Origin of the sequence: Kocuria sp. ZOR0020 (genome assembly GCF_000800955.1) — a bacterium.
Lineage (GTDB): Bacteria > Actinomycetota > Actinomycetes > Actinomycetales > Micrococcaceae > Kocuria > Kocuria subflava.
The window spans coordinates 1-15,458 of sequence record NZ_JROX01000034.1 but is presented as its reverse complement, the minus strand read 5'-3'; the positions used below and the strand labels follow the sequence as shown (position 1 = coordinate 15,458).

The following is a 15,458-nucleotide window of genomic DNA, read 5'->3' as shown; positions in this document are numbered from 1 at the left end:
CCGCCTGCTGCAACTGTTGCCGCAGCGGAACAGGAGATCGTGCTGGTCACGGATCGGCGTGCCCGGTGGGTTGCCGATCAGTACAGGGCCCGCCGCACGGCAGCCCTGAAGGTGCCCCGTGGACCGCGCCGCAGGGGTGGGGCGGCGGCTGTGCGGGCGTCGTCGTCGGCCCCGGTGGAATTCGAGGCCGCAGAGATTTCCTTCACCACGGAGGAACTGGCGTTCTCCCTGCTCACCCGATTCGGCGGCCAGGTGGGCGTGGTGGGCCCGGAGGCACACGCAGTTCGGGGGCAACTATGGGTGAACACTGCGCTGGCGGCCTATCAATCCGATTCGAGCACGGGTGACTGAGGTCTAGACTGCTCATGATGTCTTGGTGGATGTGGGTTGTGCTGTGGACGGTGCTGGTGCTGATCAGCGGCGCGGTCCTGGCAATTCTGCTGTTCCGGTTGTGGCGGCAGTTCTCCCGCATGCTGCATGATCTGGGCGATTACGGGGATTCCGTGACGCAGCGTCTGGATCAGGCAACGGCTGAACCAGCAGTCACCGACCATCATCCGAGGCGACCCGACGTCTACACACCCTGGCGTGAAGCTCGGAAGCAGTACCGTAGTGGCACATTGGAACGACGCACGGCCCGCTCCCAACGTCGTTCGGCACGGCGCCGAGCGATGGGCCAACCGCAAAAGGTCTCCGACCTCACGCGGTGACACCGAAAGGAACATCATGTTCGGTCGACTTTTCGACAACCCCATGGTTGTCATCATGATTCTGCTGGTCATCGTCCTGCTCTTCGGCGCCCCGAAGCTGCCGGGCATGGCACGCAGCTTGGGCCAGTCCATGCGTATCTTCAAGTCCGAGGTCAAGGAAATGAAGGACGACGACAAGGACCGCACCGTGGTCAACGGTGAGTCCGTGGAGACCACGGCGGGGGAGACCCGCACCGGGACCAACGGCTCCACCAGCACTTCAACCAACGGTTCTGCCCCTGCTGCCGACCCCGCGGTGCGCAACGATCCTGACGGCACCGTCCGCTGATCGTCCGTTCCCTTTGTGCACTGGCAACTCACTCGGTCTTGAGCTCTGCTCGGCCGGGTGAGTTCGCCTGAGAAAGACCTCAACGCGATGAGCCAGAACTCTTCTCCATCCACTGATCCCGCCTCGGGCGCTGCATCCTCTCCAGCTGCTCCTGAGGACCAGTTGGCTCCTGATCAGTCCCGGAGCGAAACACCGGCCACCAAGGCCACGGCAGCCCAGCGCAAGGCTGCACGGGCCAAGCGCAGTCGGCGCAAGAACCCACAGGCACAGATGGCTCTGACGGAGCATCTGCGGGAGTTCCGCAACCGGTTGATCATCTCCGCCATTGCCACCGTGATCGGCATGGTGGGTGGCTTCTTCCTGTACTACCCGTTCATGGAGTGGCTGACGGATCCCATCCGGCAGCTCAACGAGCAGGAGAGCCGCGAGGCGTTCCTGAACTTCGGCGGTGTGGGTGGCTCCTTCAACGTGATGGTTGAGGTCTCCATCATTCTGGGCCTGATCATCGCCAGCCCCATCTGGCTCTACCAGCTGTGGGCCTTCATCACCCCCGCGCTGCACAAGAAGGAAAAACGCTACGCCTACGGCTTTGTGATTGCCGCGGTTCCCCTGTTCCTGGGTGGCTGTTTCCTGGGCATCATCACCATGCCGGCAGCCGTGTTTGCCCTGACCTCCTTCAACCCGGAGGACACCGGCAACGTCATCGAGGCGGTGCCGTACGTACGATTTGTGCTCCAACTGGTGTTGACCATCGGCTTGGCCTGTATGGTGCCGGTGCTGCTGGTGGGTCTGAACATGTTGGGGATCCTGCCCGGCCGGACATTGTTGAAGGCCTGGCGCTGGGTGATCATCCTGGTGTTGCTTCTGGCTGCAATCGTGGCCCCGGGTCCGGACATGATGGTCATGTTCTACATTGCGGCCCCCCTGATGTCCTTGTTCTTCCTGGCCGTGGGGATCTGCCTGCTCAACGACCGCCGTCGGAAGAAGAAACAGGCCAAGCAGGAAGCTGCCTACGCCTCCAGGACGGTCAAGGCCACCTCCGCCGAGGAACTGCGCAAGGTCCAGGGCAGCTGAGCCACCGCGTAGGGTGGGGGACATGTCTTCTCCCTCTGAGCGCTACGCGGCCGCCAAGCAACGCAACGCCGAGGCCAAGACCGAATTGGCCGTATTTGCCGCGTCCTTGGACTTCCAGATGGACTCCTTCCAGGTCAACGGCTGCAAGGCCCTGGAAGACGGGCGTGGTGTGCTGGTGGCGGCACCCACCGGAGCCGGCAAAACCATTGTGGGGGAGTTTGCCGTCCACCTGGCTCTTGCCCGTGGTCAGAAGGCGTTCTACACCACGCCCATCAAGGCCCTGAGCAACCAGAAGTACCACGACTTCATCCGCCGCTTTGGCGCAGATCGCGTGGGCCTGCTGACCGGGGACACCGCCGTGAACTCAGAGGCGGACGTGGTGGTGATGACCACCGAGGTCCTGCGCAACATGCTCTACGCCGGATCCTCCACCCTGGATCACCTGGGTTTTGTGGTCATGGACGAGGTCCACTATCTGGCCGATCGCTTCCGTGGTGCGGTATGGGAGGAAGTGATCATCCACCTGCCCGAACACGTCCAGATGGCCTGCCTGTCCGCCACCGTGTCCAACGCCGAGGAATTCGGGGACTGGCTGGATGCCGTACGTGGAGACACGGACGTGGTGGTTTCCGAACATCGCCCCGTGCCGTTGTGGCAGCACGTGCAGGTGGGCACGGAGCTCATGGACCTGTTCGTGGACGATTCAACGGTGGAGCACGTGGTGGACCGGCGTCGTCAGGCTCGCAAGCGCGGCAACGACGACGCCCCCGCGGTGAATCCTGAGCTGCTGTATCTGGCTCGTGCACAGGCCCCCGGTGGGCACCGCGGAGGACGTGGCGGGGGCCGCGGACCGGGTGGACGCTCCCGGGACCGGATGGCACGCCGCGAGCGCGGTGGAGGTGGCCCACGCAGCTACGGGCACTCCTCACGCGGCGCCGGCAGTGGGGGTGACCGTGTGCAGGGCGGGCGCTTCGGCCACAGTCACAGGATCTCGCGGCCGCACATGATCCGCCGTCTGCAGTCGGAAGGGCTGCTGCCGGCCATCACGTTCATCTTCTCCAGGGTCGGTTGTGACGATGCCGTCAAGCAATGCCTGGCAGCCGATCTGTGGCTGACCACCGAGTCCGAGCGCCAGACCATTCGTGCCGTGGTGGCCGAGGCCGCCTCCGCCCTGGATGCCTCCGATCTGGACGTGCTGGGTTTCTATGAGTGGCGTGACGGGCTGCTGCACGGTGTGGCCGCCCACCACGCCGGTTTGCTGCCGCTGTTCAAGGAAGTGGTGGAACAGCTGTTCGCCCAAGGGCTGGTCAAGGCGGTGTTCGCCACGGAGACCCTGGCTCTGGGGATCAACATGCCCGCCCGTTCCGTGGTGCTGGAACGTCTGGACAAGTTCAACGGGGAGTCCCGGGTGGACATCACCCCCGGTGAATACACGCAGCTCACAGGCCGTGCCGGTCGCCGGGGGATCGACGTCGAAGGCCACGCCGTGGTGCTGTGGCGCCCGGAACTGGATCCCAACACGGTGGCCGGTCTGGCCTCCAAGCGCACCTACCCGCTGATCTCCAGCTTCCGGCCCACCTACAACATGTCCGTCAACCTGATCGCACGCTTTGGCGCCCAACGCTCCCGCACCATCCTGGAGTCCTCCTTTGCCCAGTTCCAGGCTGACCGCTCCGTGGTGGGCCTGGCCAAGAAGGTGCGCTCGCAGGAGGAGACGCTGGCCGGTTACGAACAGGCCATGACCTGCCATCTGGGGGATTTCACGGAGTACGCCACGCTGCGCCGTGAACTGAAGGAGGCGGAGAAGTCCGCGGAGATGACCCGAACGCATGCCCGCCGCGCTCAGGCTGCTGACTCCCTCGCGGATCTGCGGCCCGGTGACGTGGTGGACGTGCCCACGGGCCGCAACCGGGGTTACGCCGTCGTGATTGCTGCCGATCCCAAAGCGGAGTCGCCCCGGCCTGTGATCGTCACTTTTGACTCCAATCTGCGCCGCCTGGGGGCACAAGACCTGGACGGTCCGCTGGAACCCGTCAGCTTTGTCAAACTGCCCAACAAGGTCCGCACGGAGACCACCAAGGACCGCAAGAGCATTACCGCGTGGATGCATCAGGCCATCCAGGACCGCAAGCCTGCCCGCGGAGCTTCTGGTGATCACGCCCGCGGTGCGCGTCAGGCGGGTCCCATCCAGTTCGTGCGCAGCGAATCCGGGTCCGAGGCCCGAATCGCCCAATTGCGCAAGGCGCTGCGGGAGCATCCCTGCCACGGCTGCAATGACCGGGAGAACCACGCTCGCTGGGCGGAGCGCTGGAATCGCCTGCGCAAGGACACGGACGGCCTGCTGCGGCAGTTGGAGAACCGCACCAATGCCGTGGCCGTCACCTTCGACCGCATCTGCGGCGTGCTGTACTCCCTGGACTATCTGCAGGTGGACGACGACGGCACCATGCACCCCACTGCTGCCGGAGAACAACTGCGCCACATCTACGGTGACCGAGACCTGCTGTTGGCCATGACCCTGCGGGAGGGATTGCTCAAGGACCTGGATCCGGCTGCCCTGGCTGCCACTGTGACCGCCTTGGTGTACCAGGCAAAGCGCGAGGACGCCGGAATCCGTCCCAGCCTGCCCACCCCGGCCATGGATCGTGCCGTGGACGGGATGATTCGCCACTGGTCCCATCTGACGGATCTGGAGGAACAGCACCGTGTGAAGTCCACGGCAGAGCCTGAACTGGGATTGGTGGCACCCATGTACCGGTGGGCCCGCGGATCCTCCTTGCACGTGACCCTTGACGGAACTGAACTGGCGGCCGGAGACTTTGTCCGCTGGGCCAAGCAGGTGATTGACCTGTTGGACCAGATCGCCTCCGTGACCAGCTTGGATCCTGACGTACGCGCCGGCTGCCAACGTGCCGTCAAACTGATTCACCGCGGTGTGGTGGTGCAGTCCGTGCAGGAGCAGCCGCAGGACACAGAGCCTGACGAACAGGATTTTCAGATCCCACCGGTTGGTACGGAAAACTGAGGGGCATGGCTGATTCCCCTCACTCTTCTCCCGTGATGTTCCACAACGGCTCCGTCTACACCCCCGTTGATCCCTTTGCCTCCGCCATGGTGGTGGAGGACGGCCAAGTGGTTTGGGTGGGATCGGAACAAGCCGCCACCGCCATTCGTGACGATCGCATGAACGTGGTGGACCTTTACGGTGACCTGCTCACCCCAGGGGTGGTGAACAGCTCGGTGGACCTGACGCAGGTCCCTGATGTGGCTGCTGCCCTACAGTCTGCGGCGCAGCAAGGGTTCACGGCCGTGGTGCACACCGGACCGGACGTGGGTCCGAACGCCCTGCATGGCCAGCCTGGCCTCCCGGAGGTCTTGCACTGGCCCACCCTTGACGCTCAGGAGAAGGCCGAATCGGCCCGTTCCGTGGTGGACAGCTGGTCGAAGACCGATGATGCCGTCGCCCTGGTGGGGCTACGCCTGGACCTCGGCCAGGCCGATGGGCCCCAGAATGCTGAGATCTGCGCGTTCCTCCAGATCTGCCTGGAGCACAACCTTCGCCCCGCCGTGGTGGTGCCGGGTGCGCAGGAGGGTGCCGCCGTCGTCGCTGCCGTGGACCACGTTGACGAGGCGGTGGGACAACGCAGGCTGAATGCCGCAGGGCTACGCCTGGAGTTCGCCGAGTCCATGACAGCCGGGGAGGTCAAGGACGTGCTGGAGGCCACTGCCGACCACGCCCTGAGCGTGTGCCTGGATCCTGAACAGACGGCACTGGCAGGGGAGTACTACCGGCGCGGGCTGCCCGTGACCCTGGGATTCGCCCAGATCGACGCCAATCCGTGGGCCGGGGTCAAGGCCCTGGTCAACCACGCTGAATCCGAGGAACGGATTTCCGCCCGCGCTGCCTTCACGGCTGCCACCCGTGGCGCCTGGCGGGCCCTGGGCCGCGGAGGCCCCATGGCAGGGCAACTGGCACCCGGCACACCGGCAACGTTCGGGCGCTGGCAGGTGGAGGCCCTGATGGTTCAAGGTGCAGCCGGAACGGCCGCGTCCTGGAGCACCGACCCCCGCGCGCGGACACCCCTGTTGCCCGCCCTTGAGGAAGAGTCCCTACCGGTGTGTGTGGCCACCGCCATCAACGGCACACAGGTGTGGCCAAGGCCCTGACACCAACACGGCCTGTCGTGGCCGCACCCCTGGTGCGCCCCGTGGCAAAGTGACCATTAATGGTTTGTCAGTCCATCACTGCTGGATAGACTGGCCGTCTACTGCCGGACGGGCTGGGTGCCCTTAGAAAACAGATACTCCGAACACCACGGTGCACGGAGACTGGCCCGAAGACACCTGGCCCGTTCTGCGGGTGTCGGCAGCAACTGATCCACGTCATGCCTGACACTGTCGGCGAAAGGAAACCAACCGCGTGCGGTCCCTCATCATCATTCCCACCTACAACGAGCGCGAGTCCCTCCCCACCGTGATGGACCGCCTGCGCCGCGCCGTTCCGGCCGGAGACGTCCTGGTGGTGGACGACAACAGCCCGGACGGCACCGGTGACATGGCCGATGCCATGGCCGCAGCTGACCCCCAGATCCATGTTCTGCACCGCACGGAGAAGAACGGCCTGGGCCAGGCCTACATTGCCGGTTTCAAGTGGGGCATGGAGAACGACTACCAGATCCTGGTGGAGATGGATGCCGACTGCTCCCACCAGCCGGAGGAACTGCCCAAGTTGCTCCAGGCCGTGGAAGACGGCGCTGACCTTGCCATCGGTTCGCGCTACGTACCCGGTGGTTCCACCGTCAACTGGCCCTGGTACCGGCAGTTCATCTCCCGCGGCGGTGGCATCTACGCCCGGTTCTTCCTGGGCTCCAACATCCAGGACATCACCGCCGGCTACCGGGCGTTCCGCGCCTCCACGCTGAAGGCCATTGACCTGGACACCGTCACCTCCCGTGGCTACTGCTTCCAGATCGATCTCGGCTGGCGCACCGAACTGGCCGGGCTGAAGGTGGTGGAAGTTCCCATCACGTTCGTGGAGCGCGCTGAAGGTGTGTCCAAGATGAGCGGGGACATCACCAAGGAAGCCATCGTGAACGTGGCCAAGTGGGGCACCACCGCGCGTGCGCGCGTTCTGCGGAACAAGTTCAACAACCTGGTGGGCCGCTGATCCGCTGAGGACCACCCACTACGACGGGGCGGGAACCACCTTTCGGATGGTTCCCGCCCCGTCGTCGTTGTTCAGTGGGAGTGCTGCCCGCTGAGGATCAGATCGCGTGCTGCTCCCGGTAGAACTGGAGGCGCTGCTCCAAGATTTCCTCGAGCTCTTCTGTGGTGCGCCGCTCCATGAGCATGTCCCAGTGGGTGCGCTGGTGCTTCTCGTTGGGGTTCTCCGGCTTCTCACCGTTGACGATCACGGCTTCCTTGCCGGACTTGGAGACCCACACGGAGGGGATTTCCGCCTCGGTGGCAAATGTCACGAAAACCTGTTCGCCATCCTCGGTCCGGTACTCCACGCGCTGCCGCGGCGCCGGCTCCACACCGGCCTCGGACTCCATGGACTGTGAGCCCAGGCGCATACCTCGCAGGCTGCGGTCACTCATCAGGTGCAACTCCTGTCAGTGGAAAACACGGTCAAACTTGGATCAGCGGCCCATTCTACCCGGGAGCAGGTCCGTGGGGGTGGGACCGCCGCTTCAGGGATGATCAACACCCATGGGCCCGTGAATGTTCCCGAGCGTGAGCATTCACCGGGTGAAACACCTCAGAGGCCCTCCCATGACGTGCCTGGGAGTGCCTCTGAGGTGTTCGAATCAGCAGGCTGACTGAGACCTGTTTGCGCCCAGAAGGCGCTGCGAACAGACTGCGGTCAGCGGGCGCTGGATCCGGCGTCGTCGTCCGACTCCGGCACGATCCCGTAGGATTGCTGGTGTTCCGCGGTGAAGGGGGAGCCCTTGCCTGCGCGGCGGTTGTCACCGGGAACCGGTGCGTCCAGGTCCACCGGAGCATCGGGGTCAATGGTTTCCGGCTCCGGGATGGTGAAGGCGTCCGGATCGGCCACAGCGGTGGAGGGCTTGAGGTCCTCGTCCGTGACCTTCACGGATTCTGACTTCACGATGCCGTCATCGGCCTTGGCGGCTTCACGGGCTTCAGCCTCGGCCTGTTCCTCCTCCTCCATGACATCACCCCAGTCGCGGCCCTGATCGGGCTTGCCCAGGAACTCGCCCACGCCACGCAGGGCATCGCCGAGCTCGGCGGGAATCATCCACACCTTGTTGGCCGAACCCTCAGCCACCTTGGGCAGGGTCTGGATGTACTGGTAAGCCAGCAGCTTCTGAGTCGGCTTGGCGCGGTGAATCGAATCAAAGACCTTCTGAATGGCCTGGGCTTCACCATCGGCACGCAGGATCGCTGCCTTGGCATCACCTTCGGCGGAGAGCACAGCTGCCTGACGCTCACCTTCAGCGGTGAGGATCTGGGACTGCTTCTGACCTTCAGCGGTCAGGATCGCGGCACGGCGGTCACGCTCGGCACGCATCTGCTTCTCCATGGAGTCCTGGATGGACGGCGGGGGAGTGATCTCCTTGATGTCCACGCGGGACACGCGCAGGCCCCAGCGGCCCGTGGTGGAGTCCAGGACGCCGCGCAGTTCGGCGTTGATCTTGTCACGCGAGGTGAGGGTCTCCTCCAGGTTCAATCCACCCACCACGTTACGCAGTGTGGCCGAGGTCAACTCGTCCACGGCGTGAATGTAGTTGGTGATTTCGTACGTGGCGGCACGGGGGTCGGTGACCTGGAAATACACCACGGTGTCGATCCCCACCACCAGGTTGTCCTCCGTGATCACGGACTGGGAGGGGAAGGACACCACTTGCTCACGGAGGTCGATCAGCGGCAGGAGCCGGTCAATGAAGGGCACCAGGATGTGCAACCCCGGGTTCAACGTTGCCTGGTACTTGCCCAGGCGTTCCACGATGCCGGCCCGAGCCTGGGGGATGATGCGCACTGCCTTGAGCAGTACCACCACCGCCAGGATGACCAACACCGCCAGCAAAATCAGAAATGCCATGGTGTTTCCTCTCTGGTGATGTTCACGTTCTTGCGGTTTCGAATCAGTTCAGTTGTGGGTGGCCTCAGGCCTGCACGGTTGGGCCGGCCGGTTTCAGAGGCACGTCCGTGACCACGACCGTGGCCCCGTCCACGCGCTGCACGTACACCTGCTGGTCCACGGGGTACTGGGCACCACTTGCTGAACGGGCTGTCCAGACGTCCCCGTCCAGGCGCACCAGACCGGTCTGGGTGGTCACGGGTTCCAGCACCATGCAGGGTTGACCGGGCAGACGGTCCGCATTGGACAGGGCCCCTGCCCCCGGTGCCTGGTGGAGTTTGCGCAGCAAGCGTGGCCTGATGGCGAACAACAGCAGAATGGCCACGGCCACGAATGCCAGGACTTCAAGCACCAGGTTGCCGCCCGAAATTGCTGAGACGATCGAGGCCGCAACAGCACCTCCAGCCAGCATCAAGAACGTGAGGTCCAGAGTCAGGATCTCCACCACGCCCAACAACAGCGCGATGATCAGCCAGACCACCCAAGCGTTCATCAGCATCCATTCCAACACTGGATCTCAGCCCTCCATCACTTTCAGTCATCTGGTTTGTCTGTGGCGGGTATGGGGGACCCGTCACCGTGGCCACGCAGGCATCAGGTGCGTTTACTTCTGCAACTCTACTGTAATGCCACCTGTGCGGGCTGGATCACGTCCACACGCCCCATCAGATCATGTGACACCAAGATGTGACACTCATGGGGATGCGCCGGTGGACAACGATTGAGATCAAACCCACCCGCCATGCTCTGTTCATCTGGTGTTCACCTTTCTAAGCTGGGGCAATCACGGGCGGTGTCCGCCGTCGTCGTGACCACACCCCACCCAGAACCAGGTGAACTCCATGCGCGTCCTCACACCCATTGCGGCCACGGCCGCTGGTGCCTGCCTGACGGGCATGGCCGGGGGACTGCTGGCGCTGTCCACCGCCCAGTCACGGCTTCCGGCCATCATGGCGTGGCTGATGAAGCCCGAACCGGACTTGGAAGGCAAAGTGGTTCTGGTCTGCACAGGGCAGCGGACGAATGACGGCCCGGACCCAGCAGATCACTGGCGCACTGTCATGGAGTCCGAGCACGACGACGTGGTGATGATCGACCTGCGCCTGCACACCGATGCCGGGCAGAAGCAGCAGCGCAGCATGGCAGAACTCGCTCAGCGCATCCCCGCGGACTTCCGGAGGGAGTTCGGCTCGGCTGACGTGCCAGCCATCCGCTGACAGCCGTCAGGCGATGGGGCGCCGCATCAAGAGCACTTCAAACCCACGGGTGTCAGTCACACTTTGCACCCGGACAGGCTCGAACTCGAGACCCGCGTAGTACGTCTTCAACCGTTCGTTGTCGGCTGCGCAATCCAGACGCAGCCACCGGGCTCCCAGCTCACGTCCTCGGTGCGCTGCCCATTCCAGCAAGTGTCGCCCGACATCGGCGCCGGCGTGGTTGCGTGCCACCATCAGTCCGTGCACAAAGACGGATTGAGGTGGGCTCTCTGGCCAGAAGTCAGGGTCCTCCGTGTGCAGGCGCAATGCCGCCAGAACCGTGCCCGCGGGTCCGGGAACCACATACCAAAGGCCCCGGTTCACATCTGCCGCAACCACGGATTGCGGTAGGGACCCGTGCGGCCACTGGTCGATGCCGTGGACTTGCAGCCACTCCTCGAGTTGACGCCGCAGCTCCCAGATGCCCAGCACATCGCGCGCCTCGGCCTGACGCAACCGCCGCAAGTCCACAACAGTCCCCGTTCCTTCGACACTTGTCACACGAACAGTCAACCGGACGTTCCTCCGCCGGCGACGTTGCCAACTAGGGTAGATGACTCGAGCGACGTGCAAGGAGGCACACACTCATGGGTCATGTCCTGGTCACCACAGATTATCTGGGCCCCGGGGACGCCGTGGATCGGATCCTCACTGATGCCGGGCACACGGTCACCTACTCGCCGGCCCGTGGAACACGCGACGATGACGAACGACTCCGGCTCCTCGCGGACGTGGATGCAGCCATCGTGGCCAGTGAGCCGGTCACCGCAGAGATGCTTGCAGGAGCCGCGCGGCTCAAAGTGATTGCGCGCAGTGGTGTGGGATTCGATTCCGTGGACACTGACGCGGCACAAGAGCTCGGGATTTGGGTCTGCAACGCCCCGGGTGTGAATCACCATTCGGTGGCGGAAATGACCATGGCACTGATGCTGACCGCCGCCAAACATCTGGACACCGTGATTCCGCAGGTTCGCCAGGGCCAGTGGCCCCGCACAGCGGGCACGGAACTACGCGGCAAGACCTTGGGCATTCTGGGATTCGGAGCCAGCGGCAGAGCCGTGGCCACTTTGGCTGCAGCATTCGGCATGACGGTCCTGGTCCACACGGCACACCCTGATCTGCAGGTCAGCGCAGTGGAGTACGTGGAACTGGGCGCCATCCAAGCACGGTCCGACTACCTGTCCCTGCACGTGAAACCCACGGCAGAAAATCGCAACATGGTGGATGGCGATTTCTTGGCCGCCATGAACCCCACCGCCGTCGTCGTCAACACTGCCCGAGGCTCCCTGATTGATGAAGCCGCTCTTGCCACGGCGCTGGAGAGCAAGTCCATCGGGGGAGCGGCACTGGATGTAGTGGACCGGGAACCACTGACCACCGACTCGCCACTGGCCGGACGTGATGACGTGGTGATTGTCTCCCACCTCGCAGGACAGACCGAGGAAGCGCGCATGCGCGCAGGGGAGTCCGCAGCCCGGCAGGTGCTGGCTGTCCTGGGTGGTCGGCAGCCCTCAGCACCAGTCAATGCCCCGAAGTTCTGACGCCGCACACAACCACTTCAGCCCGGCACCGTCAAGAGGATTCACCATGAGCAACCACATCACTGAGCGCACGTACAACATTGCCGTCATCCCAGGGGATGGAATCGGCAAGGAGGTGGTCCCGGAAGGTCTGCGGGCACTGGATGCCGCTGCGCAAACGTTCAGTTTCAACCTGAACTACGAGCATTTCGACTTCGCGTGCGCTGAGTACTTCCAGGAGCACGGTGCCATGCTGCCGGAAGACTGGTTCGATCAGCTCAAGGACTTTGACGCCTTGTTCTTTGGAGCCGTAGGGCTACCGGCGGTGGTGCCGGATCACGTTTCCCTGTGGGGGAGTCTCCTGCAGTTCCGCCGGCATTTCGACCAGTACGTGAATCTGCGACCCGTAAAGCTCATGCCCGGCGTGACAAGCCCGTTGGCAGGACGAGAGCCCGGCGACGTCGACTTCTTGGTGGTGCGGGAAAACACGGAGGGGGAGTACTCCTCCATTGGTGGCAAGATGTTTGAAGGCACGGACCGGGAGACCGTGATCCAGGAGACCGTGATGACTCGCACCGGCGTGGATCGGATCCTTGAATATGCCTTCGGGATCGCCCGGAACCGCCCCAAGAAGCACCTGACCTCGGCCACCAAGAGCAATGGCATCTCCATCACCATGCCGTACTGGGATGAGCGTGTGGAACAGATGCACAAGTCTTACCCGGATGTAGACGTTGACAGTTTTCACATCGACATCCTGACCGCGAACTTTGTGCTGCACCCGTATTGGTTCGACGTCGTGGTGGCCAGCAACCTGTTCGGGGACATTCTCTCCGATCTGGGCCCTGCATGCACCGGAACCATCGGTATCGCACCCAGCGCCAACATCAACCCTGAGGGTAAGTTCCCCAGTCTGTTCGAACCTGTGCATGGGTCAGCACCAGACATTGCGGGCCAGGGGATTGCCAACCCGATCGGGCAGATCTGGAGTGCCAGCCTCATGTTGGATCACCTGGGGGAGATCGAAGCAGGTGCAGCCGTCCTGGCGGCGATCGAAGCCGAATTGGCAACGGGGGAGTTGACCCCTGACCTGGGCGGAAAGTCGACGACGGAGGCCCTGGGACGGGCGATCGCAGCGCGGCTCTGAAAATTCCTTGACTTAACCCCCAGGTCATCCTTACCTTTAGGTAAGGAGGTCTAGACATGGCAACTGGCACCATGACCAGCAAGGGACAAATCACCATCCCCAAGGACATCCGTGCATCTCTCGGTTTGACACCGGGGACGCGGGTGACATTCACCCGCAATCACGCCGGGGAAATCGTCATGAGCCGCGCCTCGGGCTCACTGATGGACCTCGGGGGAACCCTTCACCGCCCTGGGGAACCCGTCTCGATCGACGTCATGGAGGAAGCAATCATTCAAGGTGCTAACCAGTGATTGGCCTCGATACAAACGTGATCGTCCGTTTTCTGACCAAGGACGAACCCGCCCAGTTCCTGATGGCTCAACAAGAACTGGGGCGCCTGACCCCACAGCACCCGGGCTTTGTTACAGACGTGGTTCTGGCGGAGCTGTATTGGGTCTTGACCAGAGCCTACGGACTCGACAAGGCGCAGGTGTTGGCAACCATCGAGACCTTGGTCAATCAAGCTGAGATTCGCGTGGAGAACCACGGCCGGATCGAGCGCGCCATCAGGGCTGCGCACGACGGTGCAGACTTGCCTGACGCATTGATCGCAGAAGCATGTCGCGCTGCAGGCGCACAGGACATCATCACATTCGATCGCAAAGCAGCAACCGCCTTGGGGCTACGTCTGCTTTCGGCACCATAAAGCCGATAATCTACATTATGTAAAGTTAGCCACCGATCGCGCCCGCCCAGGCGCTGGATCGCCCCCCCTCCTTCTGGATTCAGCACGACGTGAGTCACTTTCTGATCAGGCCGCCAACGACGACGAGTACCCGTGTCGGCAGATCAGGACGTATCTCTGATCCCAGCTGATGGCCTCTGGGATACGCCACTCGAACGTGGGATCCAGTCGTCATGGGAGCACGGTCAGATCGATGACCAGGGCGCCAGGTATCTCCACCGAGTCGGCGCGGTGAGCCAGTGTTCGCAGATCAATGAGCACCGCTCCCCTGGCCTGTTCCTCTAGAGCCTGCTGCGGCGACAATCGATGCAGATCAGAACGCACTCGACCAACAAACCCATACATCCGATCGGCCCATCCGTCATGACGGCAGGCTAGCAATGCCAGCGTCGTGTCACGGAGTGGTGCCCGCTGTATGAAAGGCATGATCCTCACGCCCTAAATCCACGATTCACGTGTACTGACCACCGTCCCATCGGTACGCAGTCCAAGGGAGTACGTGGCTCCACCTGTCACAGCCAGGATCTCCTCCCAGCCGAAGACCTCGCATTGACCATGTGTGTTGTCCCCCGCCGCCAGGACACGACCACCTTCCGTGATCGCCAGTGAGTGGTGACTTCCCGAGCCCAGCGCCACAACGTTGCGCCAGTGCAAGACCTCGCGCATTCGGCGATGCTGGATAGAGGTACAGAGAACTCGTCCGTCCTCCGCCAGGCCTAGAGTGTGCGTAGACCCCGCACTGACGGCAACCAGGTTCTGCCATTCATCCAAATTGCACTGGCCACGATTGTTGTTACCAACAGCCACCGCGGTCCCATCAGCCTTCAGACCGACTGAATGCCAATCCCCGCAAGACACCGCCACGATGTCGCGCCAAGCGTTGACGTCACATGCATCCTCGATGGTGCGCCCTGCCGCGTGGACCGTGCCGTCATAGCAGACACCCAGTGTCCGACGCCATCCGGCCGCTACCGCAGCGATGTCGCGCCACTGCCCGACCTCACACTGTCCGTGTTGATTCCAGCCTGTGGCCACAACAGTTCCATCAACCCGCAGACCGACGGAATGGGCCTTGCCTGTATTGCTGGCGGCGTGGACGTTGCCAGCCGCTATTGCCACGATGTCGTGCCACTGATCCACGTCGCGGGACCCGTCCACTGCGGATCCTGCCGACATCACCGTTCCGTTTTCACGGACGGCCAATGAATGCCTGGGCCCTGCTGCAATGGCGACGAATTTGAATCTCCCGTCCACATCCAAACCTTTCACCCGATGAATTCCAGTTTGGCGGGGTTCATCATGATCTGCAGGCCGGCGACCAGGCCGTGGTCAAGCTCCAGGGTGACCATCCAGGCGCCGTCCGGCCAGGTGAAGTGGTACGACTGTCCTCCGTTGACGGCCTTGACTTCCGGCCTGGCTGCGGTGATCCCGGCGGTGACGCCGAACAGCATCCTGGCCACCTTCTCCGCCCCGTAGATGGGCCAGCGGGCGGCTTTGCGTTGACCGTTGGCATCCGACCACAGAATGCAGTCATCCGTCAGCAGCTCCAGAACCGTGTCCATGTCCCCCGCCATGACGGCATCCACCAGCG

The 15,458-nt window shown here is 63.3% G+C and carries 16 protein-coding genes and 2 pseudogenes; 12 read left to right on the top strand and 6 right to left on the bottom strand.

Translation table 11 applies throughout. The features are described 5' to 3' along the window. The 7 genes and pseudogenes from L979_RS16170 to L979_RS02450 form a co-directional block, all read left to right on the top strand. Positions 1-351 (top strand): annotated as a pseudogene (locus L979_RS16170) (DNA-binding transcriptional regulator); the annotation flags it as partial. 29 nt (positions 352-380) lie between these two features. After that, the gene (locus L979_RS02475; RefSeq protein WP_081993625.1) at positions 381-710 is read left to right on the top strand and encodes a hypothetical protein; all 330 of its coding nucleotides are present in this window, start codon (positions 381-383) and stop codon (positions 708-710) included. A gap of 16 nt (positions 711-726) precedes the next feature. Beyond that, entirely contained in the window at positions 727-1,038 is a 312-nt protein-coding gene (gene tatA / locus L979_RS02470; RefSeq protein ID WP_047688785.1) for a Sec-independent protein translocase subunit TatA, read from the top strand. 87 nt (positions 1,039-1,125) lie between these two features. Continuing rightward, a complete protein-coding gene (gene tatC, locus L979_RS02465) occupies positions 1,126-2,112 on the top strand; it encodes a twin-arginine translocase subunit TatC (RefSeq protein WP_081993623.1) in 987 nt (328 codons plus the stop codon). A 22-nt stretch (positions 2,113-2,134) separates the two neighbouring features. Further along, positions 2,135-5,137, top strand: coding sequence for an RNA helicase (locus L979_RS02460; protein WP_052209372.1), 3,003 nt, complete (start codon positions 2,135-2,137; stop codon positions 5,135-5,137). A 5-nt stretch (positions 5,138-5,142) separates the two neighbouring features. Beyond that, positions 5,143-6,279 carry a hypothetical protein gene (locus L979_RS02455; protein WP_047688782.1) on the top strand — a complete coding sequence of 379 codons (1,137 nt, stop codon included), beginning with the start codon at positions 5,143-5,145 and terminating at the stop codon, positions 6,277-6,279. A gap of 253 nt (positions 6,280-6,532) precedes the next feature. Then, positions 6,533-7,279 (top strand): polyprenol monophosphomannose synthase, encoded by a 747-nt coding sequence (locus tag L979_RS02450; RefSeq protein ID WP_047688779.1) that lies wholly within the window; start codon positions 6,533-6,535, stop codon positions 7,277-7,279. Positions 7,280-7,376: 97 nt separating this feature from the next. Here the strand turns inward: L979_RS02450 and L979_RS02445 are convergent, their stop codons facing one another. From L979_RS02445 to L979_RS02435, 3 genes are all read right to left on the bottom strand, one after another. Continuing rightward, positions 7,377-7,712 (bottom strand): RNA polymerase-binding protein RbpA, encoded by a 336-nt coding sequence (locus L979_RS02445; protein ID WP_047688777.1) that lies wholly within the window; start codon positions 7,710-7,712, stop codon positions 7,377-7,379. A 266-nt stretch (positions 7,713-7,978) separates the two neighbouring features. Then, positions 7,979-9,178 (bottom strand): SPFH domain-containing protein, encoded by a 1,200-nt coding sequence (locus tag L979_RS02440; RefSeq protein WP_081993621.1) that lies wholly within the window; start codon positions 9,176-9,178, stop codon positions 7,979-7,981. Between the two features lie 64 nt (positions 9,179-9,242). Then, positions 9,243-9,710 (bottom strand): NfeD family protein, encoded by a 468-nt coding sequence (locus L979_RS02435; RefSeq protein ID WP_157980477.1) that lies wholly within the window; start codon positions 9,708-9,710, stop codon positions 9,243-9,245. Positions 9,711-10,059: 349 nt separating this feature from the next. Here L979_RS02435 and L979_RS02430 point away from each other — a divergent pair, with 349 nt between their 5' ends. Beyond that, the gene (locus L979_RS02430) at positions 10,060-10,434 is read left to right on the top strand and encodes a hypothetical protein (protein ID WP_047688772.1); all 375 of its coding nucleotides are present in this window, start codon (positions 10,060-10,062) and stop codon (positions 10,432-10,434) included. Between the two features lie 6 nt (positions 10,435-10,440). Here L979_RS02430 and L979_RS02425 read toward each other — a convergent pair whose 3' ends face one another. Next, positions 10,441-10,974, bottom strand: a complete 534-nt coding sequence (locus L979_RS02425) for a GNAT family N-acetyltransferase (RefSeq protein ID WP_231559360.1) — start codon at positions 10,972-10,974, stop codon at positions 10,441-10,443. Positions 10,975-11,060: 86 nt separating this feature from the next. Here L979_RS02425 and L979_RS02420 point away from each other — a divergent pair, with 86 nt between their 5' ends. The 4 genes from L979_RS02420 to L979_RS02405 are packed head-to-tail and all read left to right on the top strand — an operon-like array spanning position 11,061 to position 13,828. Further along, a complete protein-coding gene (locus L979_RS02420) occupies positions 11,061-12,014 on the top strand; it encodes a phosphoglycerate dehydrogenase (protein ID WP_047688770.1) in 954 nt (317 codons plus the stop codon). Between the two features lie 46 nt (positions 12,015-12,060). Further along, positions 12,061-13,140, top strand: a complete 1,080-nt coding sequence (locus tag L979_RS02415; protein WP_047688767.1) for a tartrate dehydrogenase — start codon at positions 12,061-12,063, stop codon at positions 13,138-13,140. Between the two features lie 56 nt (positions 13,141-13,196). Beyond that, the gene (locus tag L979_RS02410) at positions 13,197-13,433 is read left to right on the top strand and encodes an AbrB/MazE/SpoVT family DNA-binding domain-containing protein (RefSeq protein WP_047688764.1); all 237 of its coding nucleotides are present in this window, start codon (positions 13,197-13,199) and stop codon (positions 13,431-13,433) included. Between the two features lie 17 nt (positions 13,434-13,450). Then, on the top strand, positions 13,451-13,828 hold the full coding sequence (locus L979_RS02405) for a PIN domain-containing protein (RefSeq protein ID WP_052209370.1): 378 nt from the start codon (positions 13,451-13,453) through the stop codon (positions 13,826-13,828). 477 nt (positions 13,829-14,305) lie between these two features. Here L979_RS02405 and L979_RS02395 read toward each other — a convergent pair whose 3' ends face one another. Then, on the bottom strand, positions 14,306-15,121 hold the full coding sequence (locus L979_RS02395; protein WP_231559361.1) for a chromosome condensation regulator: 816 nt from the start codon (positions 15,119-15,121) through the stop codon (positions 14,306-14,308). A gap of 11 nt (positions 15,122-15,132) precedes the next feature. Beyond that, positions 15,133-15,458 (bottom strand): annotated as a pseudogene (locus L979_RS16165) (hypothetical protein); the annotation flags it as partial.

Excerpts from the sequence above, each read along its gene's own strand:
- L979_RS02475 (WP_081993625.1), top strand. The coding sequence starts at position 381 with ATGTGGGTTGTGCTGTGGACGGTGCTGGTGCTGATCAGCGGCGCGGTC.
- tatA (WP_047688785.1), top strand. The coding sequence starts at position 727 with ATGTTCGGTCGACTTTTCGACAACCCCATGGTTGTCATCATGATTCTG.
- tatC (WP_081993623.1), top strand. The coding sequence starts at position 1,126 with ATGAGCCAGAACTCTTCTCCATCCACTGATCCCGCCTCGGGCGCTGCA.
- L979_RS02460 (WP_052209372.1), top strand. The coding sequence starts at position 2,135 with ATGTCTTCTCCCTCTGAGCGCTACGCGGCCGCCAAGCAACGCAACGCC.
- L979_RS02455 (WP_047688782.1), top strand. The coding sequence starts at position 5,143 with ATGGCTGATTCCCCTCACTCTTCTCCCGTGATGTTCCACAACGGCTCC.
- L979_RS02445 (WP_047688777.1), bottom strand. The coding sequence starts at position 7,712 with ATGAGTGACCGCAGCCTGCGAGGTATGCGCCTGGGCTCACAGTCCATG.
- L979_RS02440 (WP_081993621.1), bottom strand. The coding sequence starts at position 9,178 with ATGGCATTTCTGATTTTGCTGGCGGTGTTGGTCATCCTGGCGGTGGTG.
- L979_RS02435 (WP_157980477.1), bottom strand. The coding sequence starts at position 9,710 with ATGAACGCTTGGGTGGTCTGGCTGATCATCGCGCTGTTGTTGGGCGTG.
- L979_RS02430 (WP_047688772.1), top strand. The coding sequence starts at position 10,060 with ATGCGCGTCCTCACACCCATTGCGGCCACGGCCGCTGGTGCCTGCCTG.
- L979_RS02420 (WP_047688770.1), top strand. The coding sequence starts at position 11,061 with ATGGGTCATGTCCTGGTCACCACAGATTATCTGGGCCCCGGGGACGCC.
- L979_RS02415 (WP_047688767.1), top strand. The coding sequence starts at position 12,061 with ATGAGCAACCACATCACTGAGCGCACGTACAACATTGCCGTCATCCCA.
- L979_RS02410 (WP_047688764.1), top strand. The coding sequence starts at position 13,197 with ATGGCAACTGGCACCATGACCAGCAAGGGACAAATCACCATCCCCAAG.